This window comes from Acinetobacter sp. FY731 (assembly GCF_059515905.1).
In genome coordinates this window covers 1-20132 of the sequence record NZ_JCAKNB010000018.1, presented here as the reverse complement: position 1 = coordinate 20132, position 20132 = coordinate 1, and the positions used below count along the sequence as shown (strand labels likewise).

Genomic DNA, 20132 nt, shown 5'->3' with positions numbered 1-20132 from the left:
TACGTAGTGCACGCATGACTTCAATACCTTTAATTGTGGCATAAGCAGTCTTCATAGATTTGAATCCTAATGTGGCCCTGATGATTCGCTTTAACTTACCATGATCACATTCAATGACATTATTTTTATACTTAATCTGCCTGTGCTCAATATCTACTGGACATTTTCCTTCTCGCTTTAATCGTGATAAAGCATGGCCATAGGTCGCTGCTTTATCTGTATTGATGACCCGTGGAATTTGCCATTTTTTCACCGTATTGAAGATCTTTCCTAGAAAACTATAGGCTGATTTACTGTTCCGTCTAGCGGAAAGGTAAAAGTCAATCGTATGACCCCATTGATCAACTGCACGATACAGGTAAGTCCATCGCCCCTTCACTTTGATATAAGTCTCATCCATATGCCATGAATGTAAATCTGTAGGATTACGCCAATACCAGCGTAACCGTTTTTCCATTTCTGGAGCATAACGCTGAACCCAACGATAAATTGTACTGTGATCCACATTTATGCCTCGTTCAGCGAGCATTTCTTGAAGTTCACGATAGCTGATGCCATATTTACAATACCAACGAACAGCCCAAAGAATGATTTCACCTTGAAAGTGCCGACCGTGGAAGGGATTCATCTGCTGTATCTCGAAATAAATAAGATATTTAGCTTATCATGTCAGCCTATTTGCAACAGTGCCAAAAAGATTATCCTTCTACTTGGGCAGCAATCACAGCTATTGATCCTAAAATCGGTTGTACTCCTGAAACATTGCGTGTTTGGTATCAAAAATATTTAGATCAACAAAATCCTGTCAAAATACAACAGATATCTGATCAAGAAAAAATGAAGGGTAATCCCCCCCTAAAATACTAGCTCTTTAAAAGAGGCAGTATTATGCTTTTACAACATGGTGTTTAACTTGAGAAACTGAATTTAAAACAATCTACTGTAACTCTTCCAGACAGATATGAAATTAATCCACCCCTAGCCCCTTAAACACAGCATCTACCGGATCTGCATAGAAGCTGGTCTGGAACTTGGTAAACAGTTCCACAGGAATCGTTGGGATATCTGCCGCACTACTCATTGGCAAAGCAACCTTCTTGGCACCCGCATCAAAAGCAACTTGCAGACATTCGGCAATACTTTCCACCGGTGTCACAGAACCACCCAAGCTCATATCACCCAGTACCACCATCTGACTTTGAACCGATCGTCCTAAGAGGCCAGAAGCGAAAGCCACTAAACTTGGCAGAGCAAGATGGCTGAGCGGGCCGGTATTCTGTAATTCCACCACATGTAAATGGAAATCATGTTCCAGCACCTTACTCCCCCCCGAGATCCGGGATGCATTGGCTTTGAAGTAATCAAAAGCAATCTTGACCTGTTCTTTGGCACTACTTGAATTCCATAAGCCAGATGTCGCCAATTTTCCTGAACCTTTAGTGACTTGCAGTTCTAAGCGGTATAAGCCTGGCATGCCCTTATTACTGAGGCCAATGGTATACAGGAAGCCTGGTTTAGCAGGACCTTCGGGAATAAGTCCACCTCCACCCTGCTCTTTTACCGAAACAAAATGCTCTTCTAGAGTGTCATTGTCGATATAGCTAAAATGCACATCATAGAATTCCATCCCTCCAATTTTCTTCAGCTGTTCTTTGACCCGACGGCGCACCTGCAGTGCATATTCCAGGCATTGCCGTACATCTTCTTTATTAAACTGACCGTGTGGGTAAAGCAGCTTCATCAATCCAGAAACCGTCTTGCGAACGGCGATCACATCACGCTGATTCAGGTTATTCCCTAGCTTGAAGTACTTCTCAATGGCATCCGCAAAACTGCGCTTGCGCATTTCCCGGAAGAATTCAGCCAGATAATCAACAATCAGGCCATAACGGTTGGTAAAGAATTCCGGGCGCATTTTCGGAATTTCCCAACCTGGGATATAGGCATGAAAGCGATCAAAGAATGCTGAATCGATCATAGCTTCAGGAAACGGAGCCAATAAGTGGCTAGTCTTCACCAAAGATTCAACACTTTGGTTAATATTACCCACAAAAACCATCGAAGCTGAGGCTTCCATCTGTTCACGACCACGGGCAAAAGATCCTGAGGCCATGTAGTCTTTCATGATCTGTACGCCATCTTTATCCTTAAAGGAAATACCGGCGACTTCATCAAAAGCTACCACATCCCATAAGCCCACCAGACCAATACGGCGGCTACTCATGTTATAGAACAGGTTGGCGACAGTCGTTTGCCCACCAGAGACTAAAATACTATTCGGTGAACACTCTTTGTAAATATGGCTTTTCCCGGTACCGCGTGGTCCCAGTTCACAAACGTTATAGTTATTTTCAACGAACGGAACCATACGCGCTAATAGGTGCCATTGCACGTCCTCTTTTAACGAAGCCGGTTCCATGCCGATGGAACGGATTAAACTCTCGCGCCACTGATCAGTGCTTAATGCTGCTCTGCCACTGAAGAGTTCATCCATATTCATATTCGGCATTTGAATCGGCTTGAGTAAGCTCACCCCAAATGGAGAATTGGTTTGTCCTTCTTCAAAATAATAACTGAGCGTAGCAATGACCCAGATACCACCAACAAGTAATTTTTCATACTCTTTGACGATGCCTGCCGAGATTTCGGCATCTTTGATGCCCAGATTACTAAATGATGCTTCGTATTTGTCCTTACGCTCATTCAGCTTTACGGTCACCCGATCAATGACCTTATAACTGCCACGCTCACGAACCAGGGATTTCACCTTCTCAGCTTCATCAGGTCGTACATAGTTCTCTGCCAGCACGGTCTTTACGTTACGTAGTCCCTGCTCTATGATCTCTGGATCATCCGAGGCACAGTACATCCCTAGCAGGTATTCGAGTACATAGACCGGGACATTGGCCCCTTCTTTGATCAGTTTAGTCAGATCCTTACGTACCACCCGCCCAGCAAAGTGTTCATTCAGCAGCTGATCCAGTTCTTTATCGTTAGCAGATTCCATGTAGGCTACGCTCTTTCGTTAATTCGTTATCAGAAGAAGTCATCGGTAAATGCCAGATCAATGGTGACCTTATAGCGCTGCATCTCGATATTCAGGTCTTTGTCCTTCAGTACCAGGAAGTAATCTTTCTTACGGTCAAAATCAGTACCGGATAATGACAGTCTGACCTGTTTTACCCGTTCCGCAACAGAGTCGGTACTGCTATCAAAGGTCAAGGTTTCTTCACTTGACACTTTGAGATCCCCATCATAAATGGCAATCGACAGGGTCACTGGCATGACCAGTTCACTGATAGCTTCAGTTTGCATCAAATCAAACTTCTGGATGTTATTGACCATTTTCAGCGTGGATTTGGTAGAAATAACCTCAACTTTACGCTTGGTTCTTTGTCCAGCCTTTTCACCACGCAGCTGTTTTACCGTTAGTACAGGCACTACGATTTCCTGAGGCATGATGCCACCATGCACGAAACGTGAGCCTCCTACAAAATGGAAACGGTTCGCCCCTTTTGGAATCCAGAAATCAGTCGCAGATAGTGTGCCTGCCGTAGCTTGGGTTGAGCCTTTCCATGCTTCCTTGCTCTCTGGTAAACCATACCCAATCACATAGCGTTTTTTGCTTTTCAATGTATTGGCAGGTTTTTCAGTCAAGCTTGAACGATCCGCAGATTCCAGTTTACTTTGCTGGAACAGGAAGCCATGGTCGGCTGTAATCAATAGGGTGGAAATATTAAAGTGCATTAAAATTTTGCGGCTAAGTTCGGTCAGCTCTTCAATAGCATGTTCCACCGCCATAAAGGTTTCTGATTCTGTAGAGGCACTGTCTCCTCGAGCATCAATCACGTTGTGATAAACGTAAATCAGATCATGGTCTTTGAGTGCTTCACGGCCTTCATCACGCGACCAGCCTTTTACCGTTTCAGCGGTAACCGCCAATCCGTTATAGGCTGCAAGAATTTTTGATCGTGCTGCAGTCCCTTTGCTGGATTGTCCATCTACTAAAACATCATCCCCTGCGGCCTCTTTGTACTCCAAAGTCTGATGCGGCAACAACGAAGCCATGCCAAGTGTGGTGTAACTTGGGACAACGCCCAGCTGTGAAGACAAGGTCGCTTCAGAATAACGCTTTTCATTGATACGATCACGCAGCTCTACCGCAGCTTCATAACGGAAAGCATCACTAATAATCACCACAATACGGCGTTTCGTTGCAGAACCCAGTAAGGGTCTGACGTGGGTATCGTAGAAGTTTTGCTGATTTGGGATATCTGCCATTTTCCAGACATTCAAGCGTTGTTCAGCTTCAATCCGCTCTCCCCAGTTGCGTGCCAAGTGGTCAATAAACCAGTAGGAATAGCAATTTTCGACTTCTTCATCGAGTTTTTTCAGGATATCGACATGAGCGCGTTGAGAAGCAGCACTGTAGTGGCGATAGGCCATATCAAAGCGATACAACTCCTGCTCGTAGGCTTTATACAAGGCTTCGCTAGAGTCGAAATAGAAACCGGCATCAAACAGCAGTCGCAGGCTGAACAGCTCAATGGCTGCCTGCAACGCTGTATAGACGGTACGGTATTTACGGCGGGTTGCATCGTCCTTATGTTTGGAAGCCCAATAGCCATCCAGACGGGTAGAAATAATCGTTCTGAAATGTTCCAGTTCAGCTTTGGCTGCTGCTGGGATATGACTGGCCAAATCAACAATGATCTTTTGCTCAATCACTTCAAAGGTCATGACATCGAGCAGCTGCTCCAGATCAAAAGTCCCGACCTTCTCCTGGATCCGCAGTGCATTGGCCACGGTCTGGGAGAGTGTATCGAAGGTTGGGTAGTATTTGGAGCTGTCTCTCCAGCGCGACAAAAAGGCTCTGGCTGTTGCACGGGAGCTGACTGATGACATCACCAGTTCCTGAGCCCATAGCGGTATATCGCCCAGGCTTTCACAAAAGCCTGTGGTCATTAACCGGATAAAGAACGTACCGAGCTTGAATGGTGCTTCCCCATTCAATTCTTCAACCGATGCTGGATAACCAATTTCCGCCTGTAATGCTGTGACTAAAGCTGGCACCAGTTGGAATTTTTCCAGTTCAGCAAAGGAGTCTGGATTTACTTCTAGACTCAGATTCTGTTGTACCATTTCATCTGCCAGTGCCAGAACGATATGCATGAGTTCGGCACTGTCAGCCTTGACCACAGCCGCAATCATGGCCATATCCAGATCCTGTTCATCTGCATCAGACTGGATATAGCGTTTCAATGTACTCAGACGGGCTTTGGCTTTAAGGAATTCTTCACGTTTGGTCAGATGTTCTCTTAGACTCTGCTGCTGTAAACCCAGCTCATTGAAAATAATCGAGAAATGATCGGCATAGAAGCTGCGTGAATACAGCTTGATGTCCAGTAACCAGTCTTTTTCGGTCTCAGGCTCAGGACTAGGGAAATACAGCAAGTATTTACCCTGCTGATCCTCAAGTTCCAGTTTGAGCTTGATCGCAAGGCTGGATTCTTCTGTCATATTCAAAATATGGACATCATTCAGCTTTAATGCCCTTACTTCTTCAGTAAAAGACTGCTCAGCATCGTACCAGAAGACAATCCGGTGCTGTTCAATATAAAAGGCTTGTTCCAGACCTTGTTGTAGTTGACTTAAATTCATGCAACGACCTCATCAAGGTCTAGTACCGGAGAAAAAGCATTCATCATTTCTCCCCCGTAATCGCTTTGACTTCAGCCAACAAGTCCCCAAACTTGCCATAGTTCACTTTTACCCCATCATCTTGATCCAGTGAAATACGCTGATCGGCATAGTGGCGCAGTTTTTCCTCAAAGCTACTCAGTTCAGCTTGTTGCTTATGTAAATCTTGCAGTTTTTTCTCGATGCGTTTGATTTCAGCCGCAGAGTCACTGCTTTCTTTTGCTGTTTCTAGAGAATTAGCATAGGCAGCCATTTTGGAAATCAGTGGCATGACGTATTCAGTACGCATACGTGCCAAAGTACTTTCGTTATAGCGGTGCAAGTACACCAACGCCTGGAAAGCCCCCTGTTTACCACTGCTAAATAACCAGTAGATCGGACGCTTTTTATAGGTTTGCATGTGGTCTTTATAGAATTTGCTAGCGAGGTAACGGCGAATGGTATCTTCAGCGGTTTCACTGGCTTTTTTATCCAAGCTTTCTGCCAGCCACAGCATATTGGCATCTAATGTGTCTTTACCCCAAACCGCAGTTAAGAACTCTTGGATACGATGGGTGGCATCATCTTCAAACCAGTGCATTTCGGTGAGTGGAATAATGCCATCTGCATCGACTGGGAATGATTGATAATAGCTGGTGTCAAAGTCTTGATTGCCTGCATGGGCATAGATCAAACCTGGTTCGTCTAAGCTATAACGTCCCATCATGCAGCCAAGTGCATAAGAAACTAAACGCTGGCTGTCTTTTTCACGGTCGGCACGAGTTAAAGTGATCTGTTCATCAGGAACATCTGGCGTCAATTCATCTTGTAAGCCATAAGCATCAATAAACAGCTTATTATTTTCTTCTTCCAAGCGTTTCATTTCAGCCACGGCGTCAGCATTTTGCTGTTGCCATGTGTTAAATGCCTGTTCTAGATTTGGCTGCCCCGTACGAATAATTGGGTTTTGACTAAAGTCCCATGCAGTTTCATATGAGTTCCAGTTTAACTTTGAAATACCTATTAATTTATTTACTACAAAGTTAATTTCATCTTTTTTTAATGATAATTTGTCATGTAAATATGGTATTACTGCTATATCTCTAGGTTGTATCTCAATTGTAGGATTTAATATTTTTACTACACTTTCTGTAAACTTACTTCCTAATAATCCTAAAATTAATAATAAAAGATCTTCTGATGGAGAACAAAATGATCCTTTGACATCATATAAACATCCACTATCTGCAAATCTAACCCCAAAATATGAAGAACTAGTAGCTGTCCAAGTAATTGAAGGTAAAAAATATGATTTTTCATTAGATATTTTCCATCCTAAGTTATCCCAAGATAGCTGTGGATAATTAGTTAATGTATTGTCTTTAATTTCATACCCGTCATTAAACCAATTAACTAAATATTCTAAATTTCCATACCATCTCCTAAAGCTTCCACCCTTTTGGTATGGGAACCATTTTTTTTGTGACTCCATAGCTTCAGCTGATGATTGAGAATTAAAGTGACTTTCTTTTAAAGAAACCTCATACCATCTACGCATGAATCTATCATTATCCCCAGTTCTCATACCGATCATTGGTTTAACAAATTGAGATAAACTAGAGGAATCATGAAAAATTTCTTTTAACTTATTACTAACCCAGTAAGCAATTGGACTTCCTGGAATTTTCTTAAAATCATCTGGTCTTGCATTAAAAAACCAACCACAATTGGGATTGTTAATCGCTTCTAAAGTTTTCGGTGCTTGATTTTCAGAGCCTTTAAAATCAGATAGACGAATATACGAACCCGTAAAGCCTGTAATATGAGTTTTTGCGAGTGTAAATGTACATATTGGAACCGTTGCACCATCAAAACCAGAGTATTCAAGCTGAATTAAAGTCGTAATGGTTGCATGATCAATAAAGTGAGCACGTAGATTTTCATAAGAAGAGATAAACATCCACACAAATGGCGACATAAAACCAAGTTGCCCATTTTCTTTTGACAGCTCTAAATTTCGAATCATGAAAGCTGAAAAAAGATCTTTTTCATAACCTTGATAGTTCTTTTTTAAATAGGTTTTAAGATTTGGATTTAAGTACTTATTACCCATATATGGCGGGTTAGCAATCACGGCATCATATTGCTTAGCTAAAAAAATCGCTTGTTTAACTAATGGCAAAAGTTCTTGTGCTGACTGTTGACTAAAGATATCGCCAGACGCTGCTGCTGTATTCAGCTTGCTTTCTAAATCAGGTAGTTTTTTAGCGAATGCTTCAGGGATTTGAATTAAAGAACCAAACGTTGAAGCATGTTCAAATAAATCTAGCAGTTCTTTTAAGTCTGCCTTCTCTAGACCTGTGCTTGCCAAATCCTGGCTAAATGCATCTAAACGTTCCGGCTGGCTATCCTGTAACGCAATGATATTCAGTTTTGGTGGATTGCTAAATAAACGGCGGTCATCCTCACGCGCTTTCATCAACAGCGCAAAACTGGCGAGCTGTGCTGCACGGGTATCAATATCAATGCCGTACAGGTTCTTTTCTAAAATCAAACGTGGAATATCCCGGCTGCGGTAACCACGTTCTAAGTAAATCGCTTTTAAGCAGTCATAAGCTTCCACCAGAATATGCCCCGAACCACAGGCCGGATCCAGCACCGTAATACTTTCGGGGTTTAAAGTATCGCCATCTTCACTGATCCGCACATCAATCAACTGTTTCAGCTGTGCATTGACTTCGTCGCTTTGCTCAGCCGGCTGAATATAGTATTCCCACTCACTGGCAAGCATACTTTCTGGCTGTGCCATCATCCATAAACGACCGACACTGTTCTGTACCAAATATTTTACAATCCAGTTCGGGGTGAAGAGTTGTGTCGCTGCAGGAATGTCTTCACTCTTGACGACTTTACCAATCACCTGATCTTTCTTTTCAGAAATATAGAACTGATACAGCCAGCCAATAATCTGCACATCCGTCCAGTCTTCTTCCGGAATGCTGCTCACTAAATCACGGATCAAGGAGTCGGTTTTAGTCAGGTTATCCGGTAACAGTAGTTCAGACTCATCAGAAACCTGTTCAAACAAGAGTGGCATGACCTGATTCAATGCATGGCATTGGGCCAGTAATAGCTCACGATAGAGTTCTTCGTCTTTATTACCATCCAGCTTAAGCTCAGCCACACGGCCGGCATCTAAACTCGGCAGGTCAATATCCAGACATTCTTCCAGAATCTGTGGCAAACCTGCACTGCCATCGGTACTACTCAGTACACGGCGACCATGATCCAGTAAGCCTTTGCATTCCATATAACGAATCGCACAGAGACGGTTAAACCAACTGTAAGCGATATAATCAATCGTCTGCTCAAAACTGCTGGTTTGAATACGTTTGATCAGCTTGTCACGTGGTTTCATGACTGATAGCGGAAAAACCTGATCGCCAATCAACAGCAAGTCGCCTTTCTGTTCTGCAGGTAAAATGCTGTCTGCGGTGATGCCATATTTGGCCGCCTGCTTGCGCATGGCTGCGATAAAATCATTTCGTGCTTGCGGTGCGTATTTTTTAATATTACTGGTATTCATCTTTAAACCTTTAATTAATGACTGATGCCGATATCCCTAACCCGAGTTAGCGGATACGCACACGCTTTTTATCACTCACGATTTTTTTCAATTCAGCTTTGAGTGCGTCTACAAACTGATCTACTGATTCTTCTGTTTCCAGATAGACGCTGCTGGAGGTTTTGCTGTAAATGCTGGCGACATCAACTTCGACTACCGGTTTCGGTGGCACTACGGCAACAGTTGGCTTTACCGGAATCGCAGCAGGTTCTGATGTTGCTGGGCTGGCGGTGGTTGCTGAGCTCGCTACACTCTCTGCTTTACTCTGAGCCAGTTGTGCCGCTTTGGCCTGACGCTGGATTTCCGCCTGAACTTCGCTTTCCAACTCATACAAGGCTTCATCAAAACGCTCCACGGCGGTTTGGGTTTGCAGCATGTAAATGGTGGACAGGCTGCTTTCCACTTCAATATCCGCTTTGAGCAATTGCAGCGGACGCAGTAGCTTGTTACTCAGCTCAGCTGTAGCAATGCCGCTGTTCTTGATTTCAGCTTCCAGCTGATTGATCTTGTCATCCAGCTGCTCTAGCGCCTGACTGCGTTTTTCAGTTAGTAAGCGTTGATTGACACTTTCCACGGTGCGAACCAAATCAGCGATTTTATTTAACAGGCCGTAGGGCGATTCAAGGGTGGATATACGATGTAATTCAGAGAGGGCTTTCTTTGCCACCTCATCACTGCCCAATGCCTGTTTATTTTTCTCAAAATGACGTAGAGCCTGCTGCAGTTGCTGCCAGCTTGGCATCTGATTGCTGAAGAACTCATGAATATCACGGTAGTCTTCTTCCAGATCCAGATAGTCGTCCTTGTTATCAACCACCGCTTTAAAGAAATCGAAGCTGTCGCTATTGGCCAGCAAGCGTTCTAAAGTCAGAATCGACCGCTCAATGACTTTCTTGCCAGGGAATTGCCCGACATCGGTTTTGCTCTTATACGACTTAAAGTTGGCTAACCAGGTCTTAAAGTTTTGGGTATAGAATTCAAACAGCTCTTTTTCTGTCGCTGGTCCCATGGCCGAGAATAGGTCTTGGGTCAGTTGGCGTGCCTGTTTCAACACCTGATCATCAGTCTGGCGCTTTTTAATAATGGAAACATCACGGCGACGGCGACTGTTTTGTAAAGGCTCAAAGGCATCTTTTAACTGTAAGCTGCCACCATTTAACTGCAGTGAAATCCGCCCCATTGCCGCCAGCTGACCCACCAGCAATAAAATCTCGGCATCTGGCCAGCCATAAGGGCGTTTGGCAAAACGGTCTATCACATCTGAGACTAGAATACGCTCTGTACCAGTGGCCCGCAGTGCAATGTACTGCTCCACTTCCTGTAGGGCTTTGGGATTGCTCTGCCCACCATCCAGAGACAATCCTAGCTGCGCCATATCATCCACAGTCAAGACGGCGTTCAGTTCACGCCAAGCATCCTGCTGATAGACCTGCAGATAGCTCAGTTTGGTATAAGTGTTTTCCAGCAAATAACGACAAGCCTCATCCAGCTTGGTGGTTGGACTTGAAGATGAAAGTTGTAGATGTTGACCCAAGGCATAACTTTCCGCGTCCAGCAACATTTCTTCGACCCGGACACGCAGACGTTTTTTGCGTTCCTGGTTCTCACGGCCACGGTCTGCCAGAATACGGGAAATATCGGACTGAGTGCCATCATCATTTAAGCGGATGAATTTATTGGTTTTCAGCCAGGTGCGCAGTTCATTAAAGAACTGTTTATCGTCTGCCAGTTTAAACAGCACTTGTCCTTCGGCCTGAGTACTTTTACCAATACAGTAAGCTTCGGTGTAAAGATTGTATTCCGTATCCAGCGGAGAAATGATTTCAACTTTCAAATCGCTCTCATACTTCCCATCCAGGCTATGGCTATCTAGGAAACGACCAATCTGATAGTCCATCTTGTTGGCTTGATGGCGGTATTTGTTCTGATCGCGCAGTAAATCTTTAAAGATCAGATTGGCTAACTCTTTATTTTCTTCTGAAGCTGCTAAGTCAGTGGCTTTAATTTTTCGAGTGATATCCCGCTCTTCATTAGTCAGGAACAGGAACTCATCGCCATTCCTAGTAATCAGGCTTTCTTTTTCCAGACGCTGCAGGCTCTCTTCAATCCGCTTGCGCAATGCCAGCTTATCTTCATCAATTTTCTCAATCGACAAAGTCACCAGGTTATCCAGCGTACCTTTGATGATATCGACATAGCGGATCATGAACAGGGTACGCAGCATCTGCACATCAAAACCATCCAGGGTCTTATTCTGCCCTGCCTGGTCGATGGTACGCTTCACTGCAGTATCCAGGAAACCTTCGACTGAAGTATAGAAGCGGTGGAAAGGAACCAGGGCACCGACTTCATCTGTAGCAATCGCATTCGCGGCCATCTGGAACGCATCCAGCATGGACCGTTCACCATAGGCCAAGTGTGCACCGGTCGCACCGACTTTACGGATTTCTTCAAATACTTTTTGTACCAGCTGAAAGTGGTACGGCGCAAAAGGATAGTTATGAATAAAGCTGTCTGGCCCCTCATAGTTCTTGAGGGTTGGGCCTGAACGGTCAAAGGTAATCTGATTTTTTAAGATATCGCCCTTTTGCTCAAACACCGATCTGAGCAATGCTTCTGCTTCTGGGGTTTTACGTAATAAACGTTTCTGGATGACTTCATCGGTATTGGAACTGGACAGTGATAAACGGGTTTTAAAACGTCCAGCAATCTTGGAGAAGTCATTGGCTTTGGAAGAAGACATCTCACCTAAAACAGCATCGATGTCTGCCTGTGAGGTCACGATAATCCAAGCGCGGCCTTTACAGATCGTACCCAGGTTTTCAGTAATGGTTTGCAGTGTCAGCATCAAGCGGGTATCGCTGCCAATAAACTGCCCCACTTCATCGACCAAGAACAACATGCGTTGCTGGGGTCCTTTGCTGTCCAGGTATTCTTTCACCCACTGACAGAAGTTTTCGACCGAAACACTAAAGGTCTGCTCAGAATCCTCAAACCACTTGTGTGCAGCTTCAGCAGATAAGTTGAGGGCTTCGGAAATCGCGGTTTCGACATCATCCTGATAGAACTGATAGCCGTCACGCTCCTCTAGCCAGGACATGCCGCTGGATTCCTCAAACGCCTGTTTAAAGCGTTCGTAGACACCTTTCTGGCTCAGGTGACGTTCCATATGGGCAATATGTGGATGGTCAGCACTAAAACCCTGATACTCGTTAAACACGCGTAAAAACACATTCAAAATCGGATTGCCATCATCATTGGAACTGGCTTTACTGTCGATGTTAAACAGGATGACATCGGCATGATGGCTGACGGCCTTGCCAATATCCGCACGGATAAACGCATCACGAATTTTGCTTTCATCAAAGAATTCTGCAGCACTGCGTTCGTTACCTTGCGCATCACGTGCCACTTTATTGGCCAGAATATACGACAAGGTTTTCAGGAAATGTGATTTACCTGAACCAAAGAAGCCTGAAATCCATACGCCGACTCGGTTAGCAATCGAAGGATCGCTCAGGTCTGTGCCATAAGACTGGAAAAAGTCCCGAAAATGCTTTTCCAGTTCATTGGTGACCACATACTCATCGAGTTCCTGATAAACCGTGGTATTGTCATTCTGGTCTGCTTTTACGACCCCGTTAATCGCACGATCTAATGGCTTGTAAAAAAGTTCTTTAATGTTCATCTCAATCAATTCCCCCGAATTCTTATTTCTATTTGCCTTGTTAAGGCACTAATCTGAATGCTCTGTAGTAATTATTGCTTGGAATTTTTCCAAATAAACTCATCGCTTGACCGTCGTAATAACCTGGGTAAAACAGCACCACTGGCTTATGCCCCAGTAACGAATGCAAACTGTTCAATAAGTGATGGGCACGTAACAGTGGCCAAACCGACCCAACCCCAGTCATCAACACAATATCTTGCGCATTGGTGGCATATTTACTTACCAGATAGGGCGCGAACTTATCCATATGCAGTGGGCCTTTCAGCGCTTTGAGCAGCGCCTCATCGCCTTTGGCTTTTTGCATTTGAATGGCTTTATCGATGAAGTTACGCTCAGCCAGATAATCCACCACGGCTTGCAGCAGGTTGATATTCACCACCTTCAGCTGACTGTGTTTTTTCTCCAGCATCCCGTCTAGAAAATGCAGATATTCGCGCACTTTCAACTCATCTTCAGGTGCATAATCAAAAATCCAGAAGCCAATTTCATTGCCCAATCCTTGACCGGTGAGAAACTCGGTGGAAAGAATACGCTCTGGAATCTGGTTCAGACGCTCATGTATTGTTTGACTCATTGCTGCCCCTCTACAACTAGCGCGTCCATAGCGACACTTCCATAGATCTTTTAATGCGTTGTTTATAATGTTCTTCCAAGAGGCTACGCAGCTCTGCTCTGACGATCACGCGCTGCAACTCCAGCTTACGGGTACTTTTTAAGTAACCGGCTTCTGCCAGCATGCGAAACACCACCTGCCCCATTTTTTTCTTGCTGGACTCTTTCCAATCACAAATATGAAGATCGCGTTGTGAACGCTCATCCAAAAAATCTGACCAAATATAGCTATCCAGGTATTGAGCCTGGGAGATATAGGCCTCTCTCATCACTGTTTCCATAAACTCAAGCAGCAACAGGTTGCGTTCAAGTGCCCCACAAAAAGCCACCTGAGTCGCCAGCTCATCATCCCCATCCCGCAAAGCTTTCCAGAAATCAGGCTCTAAGCGCTCCAGACGCTTACGAATAGCGGTGGCATTGCGTTGAGCTGAAGCAGGCGTTCTTTTTTGCAGAATATTGTCAATCTGAATGGCCTGATGCCATTGTTCTGGAGTCGCTTCTCGTAATAACAGATCCGCGATCAGCCGGCTTTCACGCACCATCAGGGAACCGCCAATCAGGTCACTGTCATAATGAAATTGTTCTAACATGGCCAATCTCCTATGAGGCCTGATCAAACAGGTAAGACGACAGCTTTTCGATATCTGAACCTTGTAACACCAAGGGATATTTCAAGGCATCTTCCGCCTCAGCCAGCGTGATCGCGGCCTGATATCGCTGCAAAGTATAGTGAGCCAGGGCTTTTTTCACCGGAATCTGTAATCTGCCATCAGGCATGCCGAAGTCTTTTTCGACCAGCACTTGTTGTGATGAGTTCAATTTTGGATTAGGGATCAGCGTCAGTACAATTTCTTCATGCCATTGCTGGTCCTGAGCAGGGTCTACTGACTCAATCGCCACCACAACAGGTGTGCGATCAATTCTGGAGAGTAAAAAGTCCTTAAACTGCTTGCTCTGATGGCAATAGGCACGGACATGCCAGCGAAAACCGGTATAAACTAGGGTATGTGGGGAAATCATGCGTTCATGCCACTGCGGATTCTGCATGGAGGCATAAATCATTTTTAAAGTGTTTTGGTTTCGGCAGGCACGCAAAACTTCCCGAATCACTTCAGGACGTGCACTGCGATCAGGTAATTGAACTGCTGCAAGATTCGGTTCTGGCATCGCAATCAGCGCATGCGATTCACTAACCAAACCTGACAGCATATTGAGATATTCATTGATATGTACGGTAGTCAGCACCGGTTGAAACGTGGCTTTAGGCACATAGCCTTTTACGGAGGGATCATGGACCAAGGCATCTGGGTTATACAGCGTATTGTAACGCTTGATATCCGCAGAAGCCTGCTGTCGACTGAGCCCAAACCAGCTCATTAAACGATTGGTAACCAAACGACCTTCCCAGTATGCAAGGAGCTCGATCGCTCGCATTCGTAGCAGGACTTCATGCTTATCTGTCGTCATATACCAATCAGTCAATAAATAGCAGCTTTAAGATTACCCTACAGCAAATATACAGTAAACATTTTTGACGGTATTTAGAGGTAGTATTGCAATCACCAGATAAAAAATATACTAGTATCCTGATGATAGCCGTCAAAGTACGATCTCTAGCAGATCATGGATCCTGGTATAGCGCGTGAATTGAGCTAAGTTTTAGAATGAGAGCAATATGGGTTTTAGATTTCGTAAAAGTATTAAATTATTCCCGGGTTTTAAAATTAATCTGACCCATAAAGGCATCAGCAGTGCCAGCATTGGCAAACCTGGTGCTTCTCTAAATATTGGGAAAAAAGGTACGCGAACCAGTGTCGGTATTCCAGGTACGGGACTATCTTACTCTAAACACCAGCCTTACTCTAAAAAGACCCGTGTTCCACAACCGACATCGCTAGAACACACGGAATATAATCCTCAGAATTTAGAACAACCGAAGACAAAGATCTGGCCTTGGATTATTTTTGGAATATTGTGTTTTATGGTGGGTGCCGTCATTTTTTAGCAAGAACAGCATTGTATTTTAATCAAAAAAAATGCCCAGATGGATGAATGAGCAAACTAAGGAATTAATATCCTTCAGAAACTCCAGCGCAATTCTCGCTACTTTCAGTAAGCGACTGTAGCTCAATCATGATGATCTGACTCAATCGAGTCGAGGTAAATCAATCCATCACAAATGGAGCAGAAATTATGCTTGATCACACTCTTGGTTAATGCTGAAAAGTCTTTGAGTTTTAATTAATAAATAAGAGTATCCATGTCTACCCTCAACTTTACTTATTTTCAGATAGCAACCAATCGAGAGCGTTCATTTTTACAATACCATTATAATTCGCTTCAGTCCCTATCGTGTCTAAGGTAAGCAAATACTTGGGATACGAATCAGAAATTTTCTGTAATGGACGTAACTCTCGGCTGAGTGTCTCCTCATTGAGCGTTTCTAATGCCACCTGATAATAAGTTAAATTCTGTAAAGTATCGACAGCAACAAAATCAATTTCATATTCATCAACCCGCCCTACATAGACCGTATAACCTCGTCTGACAAGCTCAAGATAAATCACATTTTCTAAGATATGACCTTGATCAGCATTAGCATCAGGCAACATAATCCGGCGCAATCCGACATCAACTAAATAGTATTTTTCAGAGGATTGTAATAACTCACGCCCGCGTACTTTAAATTGTGCGGCGCTATAAAATAACAAACTGTCCTGTAAGCCCTGAATATAGCGTTTTACTGTTTCAAATGAAATCTTAACCCCACTTGAAACAAAGGTATTTTTAATTTTATTGATGGAAATAGGTGAGCCTGTCACGCTTGCCAAATATCTTGCGACACGCTCGAGAGAGTTAATATCGGCAGTATTCAAACGGGGAATAACATCTTTAAACATTACACTGGCATAGACCGCTTGCAAGTAATCATAAGTTTCCTGCTGGCTAGTCATGGCAAGCGTATAAGGGAAACTACTGCGCGTATACATGGCATACAAATCACGATTGGATAATTGTTGGATGATCGGATTATTTTCAATATGCCACTGTTTAAATTCTTGGAATGACAGAGGTAGAACATGTTGCTCGATATAGCGTCCTGTAAGTAAAGTCGCAAGTTCTCCACTTAGAAAGAATGCATTTGAGCCTGTAATATATAAATCGATATAATCCCGAACATATAAAGAGTCGACTACTTTCTCAAAATTTGTAACATGTTGTATTTCATCTAAAAAAACATAGTTTTTTTTACTTTTATCAACTTTGGACAATACATAATCATGTAGTTTACGGTAATCGGTGAGTTCTTCAAATTCCATAAATTCGAAGTTGATGGCAATGATGTTTTCGGCTTGTACACCCTGTGCTTTTAGGTCTTGTTGAAACATCGCCAATAAGGTGGATTTTCCAGAGCGACGCACACCTGAAAGTACTTTAATGACATCACGGTCTTGCCATGTATTCAGAAATTTTAAGTAGCCATCACGTCGAATATTAGCGCTTCTCATTATTTACACTTAGAATCTAAAGTTTTAATAAATTCTATCAAATTTTAGAACGTATATGTAAATATATTTAATTTTAGAAAAAGTTTAAAGGTTAAGTGAAACATTCAAAGCTACTGTAGAAGCATGTAAACAGCAGATCTGATCAAAATCCAAATTCTGTCTTTTTGATTATTTTCTATGTTATGTTATTTCATTGATGCTACGACTTAACTGCTATATAAATTAAGTGAAAAGTAAATGGAACTAAGATGTTAACTAGAGTGGAACTCATTTTTATTGTGCTAATGGTATGAGCCTTATTGCGTATGAATTGCTAAAAGGTTTATTTTAAAGTCACCTATACATGTTTTTGATCAAAAAAAAATGCCCATAGGGGGAATCTATAGGCAAAACTAAGGACCTTGACGGTCATTCAGAAACTACAGCTAGCTTCTAGTTATGATTCTGCACTGAATTAAAAACAACCACATTGGCTGAACATATCAAAAGTTAAATCATTGATAAATTTTAGAAAATTAATTTACCGCCTCTGCTGCTCAATACAGTAATTCACCAAACAAATCCGCTCTAATCTCTTCCAGGCTCAGATCTGATTTCATCCTATTACAGATGGGATGAACCAGCAGGCCATTCTCTAGAACTCCTTGCCCACCTACGGCTTTGGCAATCCTATGATCCGATTCAGTAGAATCAAGATAGATCAATCCATCACAAATGAGGCAAAAGTTATGATTACCCACCACAAAATTGTGCTTAAGCAGACTCTTGGTTAATGCCGAAAAGGCCTTTGGCTTTGACCGAGAAATTGGACTAATCGACTCCACATATCCCACCACATGCTTGACGACTGCATCATCATAACCACCCAAAAATCTTTCGACATAAAACTCGTTAAAGTTTATGTACTTGAAGGCCTTAGACATGGACAGAATAAAGGTATTCAGGCATTCCTCATCATCAAAATCAACTTCCATTTCCAAGCTTAAGCAAATAAAGGCTTTATAGACAATTTGTAGCCGATCATAGCCCTTGATACCACTGCCGAACTTGCCGACCGTTTCAGTGGTCGCCACGGGGAAATTAGCAATCAAGAACTCAATACTACGGCGTACCCGGGTGAAGTCTTTGAAACTAATCGTTCGATGATGAATCTGCATGAGGCTTTCATGAATTTCATACACAATTGAAAACCATGCAAGAAAAGAAGTAATCTGAAAACGCTGGTCCTTATAAAAATATAAGTATGGATGAAAGCCCAAACTCGGAACCCCAGTATTTTTTACAGGCGTCGCTATTCTGCAAAGAATGGTCAACAGATGCGACATTAGGTTTTCAACGCGCTCCCCCTGATTCAGACTCATAATATTATGAATCTGATCACCCGCAATGATATTCATCAGCTCATTGACCAAGCCAATTTTTTTGCCATGACTCATTTCATTGTCTAATAAAATGGTCGAAAAAAGTAACTGGTGGATCCTCTCCCCTAACTCAATCAACTCATTTAAACGTGTATATTGGAGCTCTTCTAGGTTAGATTTATTGTCATTGATATAACAACAGGCATAGATCGCATAATACGCGTCACTACCGCGATTTCTTAGGTGATATTCCTCATATTTATCTAAACGTTTAGTATCTGAGTTAATAGATTGAAATACCCGTCGCGCATCTTCCGGAGTCCCCAGTACCTGCCTGAAACTGATTTTAATATCTTCTAACTTCGACTTTTTTTCTGCAAATTCAGCATCAGTGCAAATTCTTTGAAAATCAGCGAGATCTCCTAAATAATTGCGGAGGTAACGAATATCTTGTTTTTGTGGATCATTGAAATTAGGTGCTTGAGTGACTTGCTCATCCGCAAAATATCTATTGATCCACGCATAGATACAAGAAAGACGATGTGCTCCATCAATAATGTAAATATTGCTGTGTATATCTTTCCAATACAAAATGCATAAATTGATGTTTTGATCTTCTGTGCAATCCTCAATAAAGTTTGCAATTTCTTGCACGCTCCAACATTCCGTAGAACGCTGGTTATCCGCCTTAAATAAACATTTGATGATTGGATGCTTTTCAAAATCAGTCAGTGCAACTTCAAAATTGTCACGCTGCATTGAAGGTGACATTTCTTCTGGCAACATGACTTTACGCGGCACTGTTGCAAATAGTGATTTGAGTCGATGATGTTCCCTTTAAAAAGTGCTTAGAGACCGAAAACCCTGTTGATTAGACACACTTCACCCTGAGGCTGACCATAATAAAATGACGATGCTTGTCCTTTACGTAGTGCACGCATGACTTCAATACCTTTAATTGTGGCATAAGCAGTCTTCATAGATTTGAATCCTAATGTGGCCCTGATGATTCGCTTTAACTTACCATGATCACATTCAATGACATTATTTTTATACTTAATCTGCCTGTGCTCAATATCTACTGGACATTTTCCTTCTCGCTTTAATCGTGATAAAGCATGGCCATAGGTCGCTGCTTTATCTGTATTGATGACCCGTGGAATTTGCCATTTTTTCACCGTATTGAAGATCTTTCCTAGAAAACTATAGGCTGATTTACTGTTCCGTCTAGCGGAAAGGTAAAAGTCAATCGTATGACCCCATTGATCAACTGCACGATACAGGTAAGTCCATCGCCCCTTCACTTTGATATAAGTCTCATCCATATGCCATGAATGTAAATCTGTAGGATTACGCCAATACCAGCGTAACCGTTTTTCCATTTCTGGAGCATAACGCTGAACCCAACGATAAATTGTACTGTGATCCACATTTATGCCTCGTTCAGCGAGCATTTCTTGAAGTTCACGATAGCTGATGCCATATTTACAATACCAACGAACAGCCCAAAGAATGATTTCACCTTGAAAGTGCCGACCGTGGAAGGGATTCATCTGCTGTATCTCGAAATAAATAAGATATTTAGCTTATCATGTCAGCCTATTTGCAACAGTGCC

12 protein-coding genes and 2 pseudogenes are annotated in these 20132 nt (G+C 42.9%); 2 read left to right on the top strand and 12 right to left on the bottom strand.

Annotated elements, in window-relative coordinates; genetic code table 11:
• The coding region (locus tag AC5YC8_RS13420; RefSeq protein ID WP_496120276.1) for an IS6-like element IS1008 family transposase at positions 1-628 on the bottom strand (628 nt) is incomplete at its 3' end.
• A 38-nt stretch (positions 629-666) separates the two neighbouring features.
• Between AC5YC8_RS13420 and AC5YC8_RS13415 the strand changes: the two are divergent.
• Positions 667-843, top strand: a pseudogene (locus AC5YC8_RS13415) (IS3 family transposase); the annotation flags it as partial.
• A 124-nt stretch (positions 844-967) separates the two neighbouring features.
• Here AC5YC8_RS13415 and brxL read toward each other — a convergent pair.
• The 7 genes from brxL to AC5YC8_RS13380 are packed head-to-tail and all read right to left on the bottom strand — an operon-like array spanning position 968 to position 15113.
• Positions 968-3007 carry a protease Lon-related BREX system protein BrxL gene (gene brxL / locus AC5YC8_RS13410; protein WP_034680344.1) on the bottom strand — a complete coding sequence of 680 codons (2040 nt, stop codon included), beginning with the start codon at positions 3005-3007 and terminating at the stop codon, positions 968-970.
• 29 nt (positions 3008-3036) lie between these two features.
• Entirely contained in the window at positions 3037-5661 is a 2625-nt protein-coding gene (gene pglZ / locus AC5YC8_RS13405) for a BREX-1 system phosphatase PglZ type A (RefSeq protein WP_496120274.1), read from the bottom strand.
• A 43-nt stretch (positions 5662-5704) separates the two neighbouring features.
• The gene (pglX, locus tag AC5YC8_RS13400; protein ID WP_496120272.1) at positions 5705-9265 is read right to left on the bottom strand and encodes a BREX-1 system adenine-specific DNA-methyltransferase PglX; all 3561 of its coding nucleotides are present in this window, start codon (positions 9263-9265) and stop codon (positions 5705-5707) included.
• A 46-nt stretch (positions 9266-9311) separates the two neighbouring features.
• The gene (gene brxC, locus AC5YC8_RS13395) at positions 9312-12992 is read right to left on the bottom strand and encodes a BREX system P-loop protein BrxC (protein ID WP_496120270.1); all 3681 of its coding nucleotides are present in this window, start codon (positions 12990-12992) and stop codon (positions 9312-9314) included.
• Between the two features lie 40 nt (positions 12993-13032).
• Positions 13033-13608: a DUF1788 domain-containing protein gene (locus AC5YC8_RS13390; protein ID WP_002010699.1), complete on the bottom strand. Its 576-nt coding sequence runs from the start codon at positions 13606-13608 to the stop codon at positions 13033-13035.
• Between the two features lie 16 nt (positions 13609-13624).
• The gene (locus tag AC5YC8_RS13385; RefSeq protein ID WP_496120268.1) at positions 13625-14236 is read right to left on the bottom strand and encodes a DUF1819 family protein; all 612 of its coding nucleotides are present in this window, start codon (positions 14234-14236) and stop codon (positions 13625-13627) included.
• A gap of 10 nt (positions 14237-14246) precedes the next feature.
• Positions 14247-15113: a BrxR family helix-turn-helix transcriptional regulator gene (locus AC5YC8_RS13380; RefSeq protein ID WP_496120266.1), complete on the bottom strand. Its 867-nt coding sequence runs from the start codon at positions 15111-15113 to the stop codon at positions 14247-14249.
• A 208-nt stretch (positions 15114-15321) separates the two neighbouring features.
• Between AC5YC8_RS13380 and AC5YC8_RS13375 the strand changes: the two genes are divergently transcribed.
• Positions 15322-15651: a DUF4236 domain-containing protein gene (locus AC5YC8_RS13375; protein WP_000506885.1), complete on the top strand. Its 330-nt coding sequence runs from the start codon at positions 15322-15324 to the stop codon at positions 15649-15651.
• A gap of 131 nt (positions 15652-15782) precedes the next feature.
• Here AC5YC8_RS13375 and AC5YC8_RS13370 read toward each other — a convergent pair.
• The 4 genes and pseudogenes from AC5YC8_RS13370 to AC5YC8_RS13355 form a co-directional block, all read right to left on the bottom strand.
• Positions 15783-15884, bottom strand: a pseudogene (locus tag AC5YC8_RS13370) (HNH endonuclease signature motif containing protein); the annotation flags it as partial.
• Between the two features lie 38 nt (positions 15885-15922).
• A complete protein-coding gene (locus AC5YC8_RS13365; protein ID WP_071320611.1) occupies positions 15923-17155 on the bottom strand; it encodes an ATP-binding protein in 1233 nt (410 codons plus the stop codon).
• A 536-nt stretch (positions 17156-17691) separates the two neighbouring features.
• A complete protein-coding gene (locus AC5YC8_RS13360; protein ID WP_496120263.1) occupies positions 17692-19302 on the bottom strand; it encodes an HNH endonuclease signature motif containing protein in 1611 nt (536 codons plus the stop codon).
• A 62-nt stretch (positions 19303-19364) separates the two neighbouring features.
• Positions 19365-20069, bottom strand: coding sequence for an IS6-like element IS1008 family transposase (locus AC5YC8_RS13355; protein WP_496120262.1), 705 nt, complete (start codon positions 20067-20069; stop codon positions 19365-19367).
• Between the last annotated feature and the right edge of the window lie 63 nt (positions 20070-20132).

Coding starts and splice junctions, on each gene's coding strand:
- pglX (WP_496120272.1), bottom strand. CDS start 9,265: ATGAATACCAGTAATATTAAAAAATACGCACCGCAAGCACGAAATGAT.
- pglZ (WP_496120274.1), bottom strand. CDS start 5,661: ATGAATTTAAGTCAACTACAACAAGGTCTGGAACAAGCCTTTTATATT.
- AC5YC8_RS13390 (WP_002010699.1), bottom strand. CDS start 13,608: ATGAGTCAAACAATACATGAGCGTCTGAACCAGATTCCAGAGCGTATT.
- AC5YC8_RS13385 (WP_496120268.1), bottom strand. CDS start 14,236: ATGTTAGAACAATTTCATTATGACAGTGACCTGATTGGCGGTTCCCTG.
- AC5YC8_RS13380 (WP_496120266.1), bottom strand. CDS start 15,113: ATGACGACAGATAAGCATGAAGTCCTGCTACGAATGCGAGCGATCGAG.
- AC5YC8_RS13365 (WP_071320611.1), bottom strand. CDS start 17,155: ATGAGAAGCGCTAATATTCGACGTGATGGCTACTTAAAATTTCTGAAT.
- AC5YC8_RS13375 (WP_000506885.1), top strand. CDS start 15,322: ATGGGTTTTAGATTTCGTAAAAGTATTAAATTATTCCCGGGTTTTAAA.
- AC5YC8_RS13360 (WP_496120263.1), bottom strand. CDS start 19,302: ATGTTGCCAGAAGAAATGTCACCTTCAATGCAGCGTGACAATTTTGAA.
- brxL (WP_034680344.1), bottom strand. CDS start 3,007: ATGGAATCTGCTAACGATAAAGAACTGGATCAGCTGCTGAATGAACAC.
- brxC (WP_496120270.1), bottom strand. CDS start 12,992: ATGAACATTAAAGAACTTTTTTACAAGCCATTAGATCGTGCGATTAAC.
- AC5YC8_RS13355 (WP_496120262.1), bottom strand. CDS start 20,069: ATGAATCCCTTCCACGGTCGGCACTTTCAAGGTGAAATCATTCTTTGG.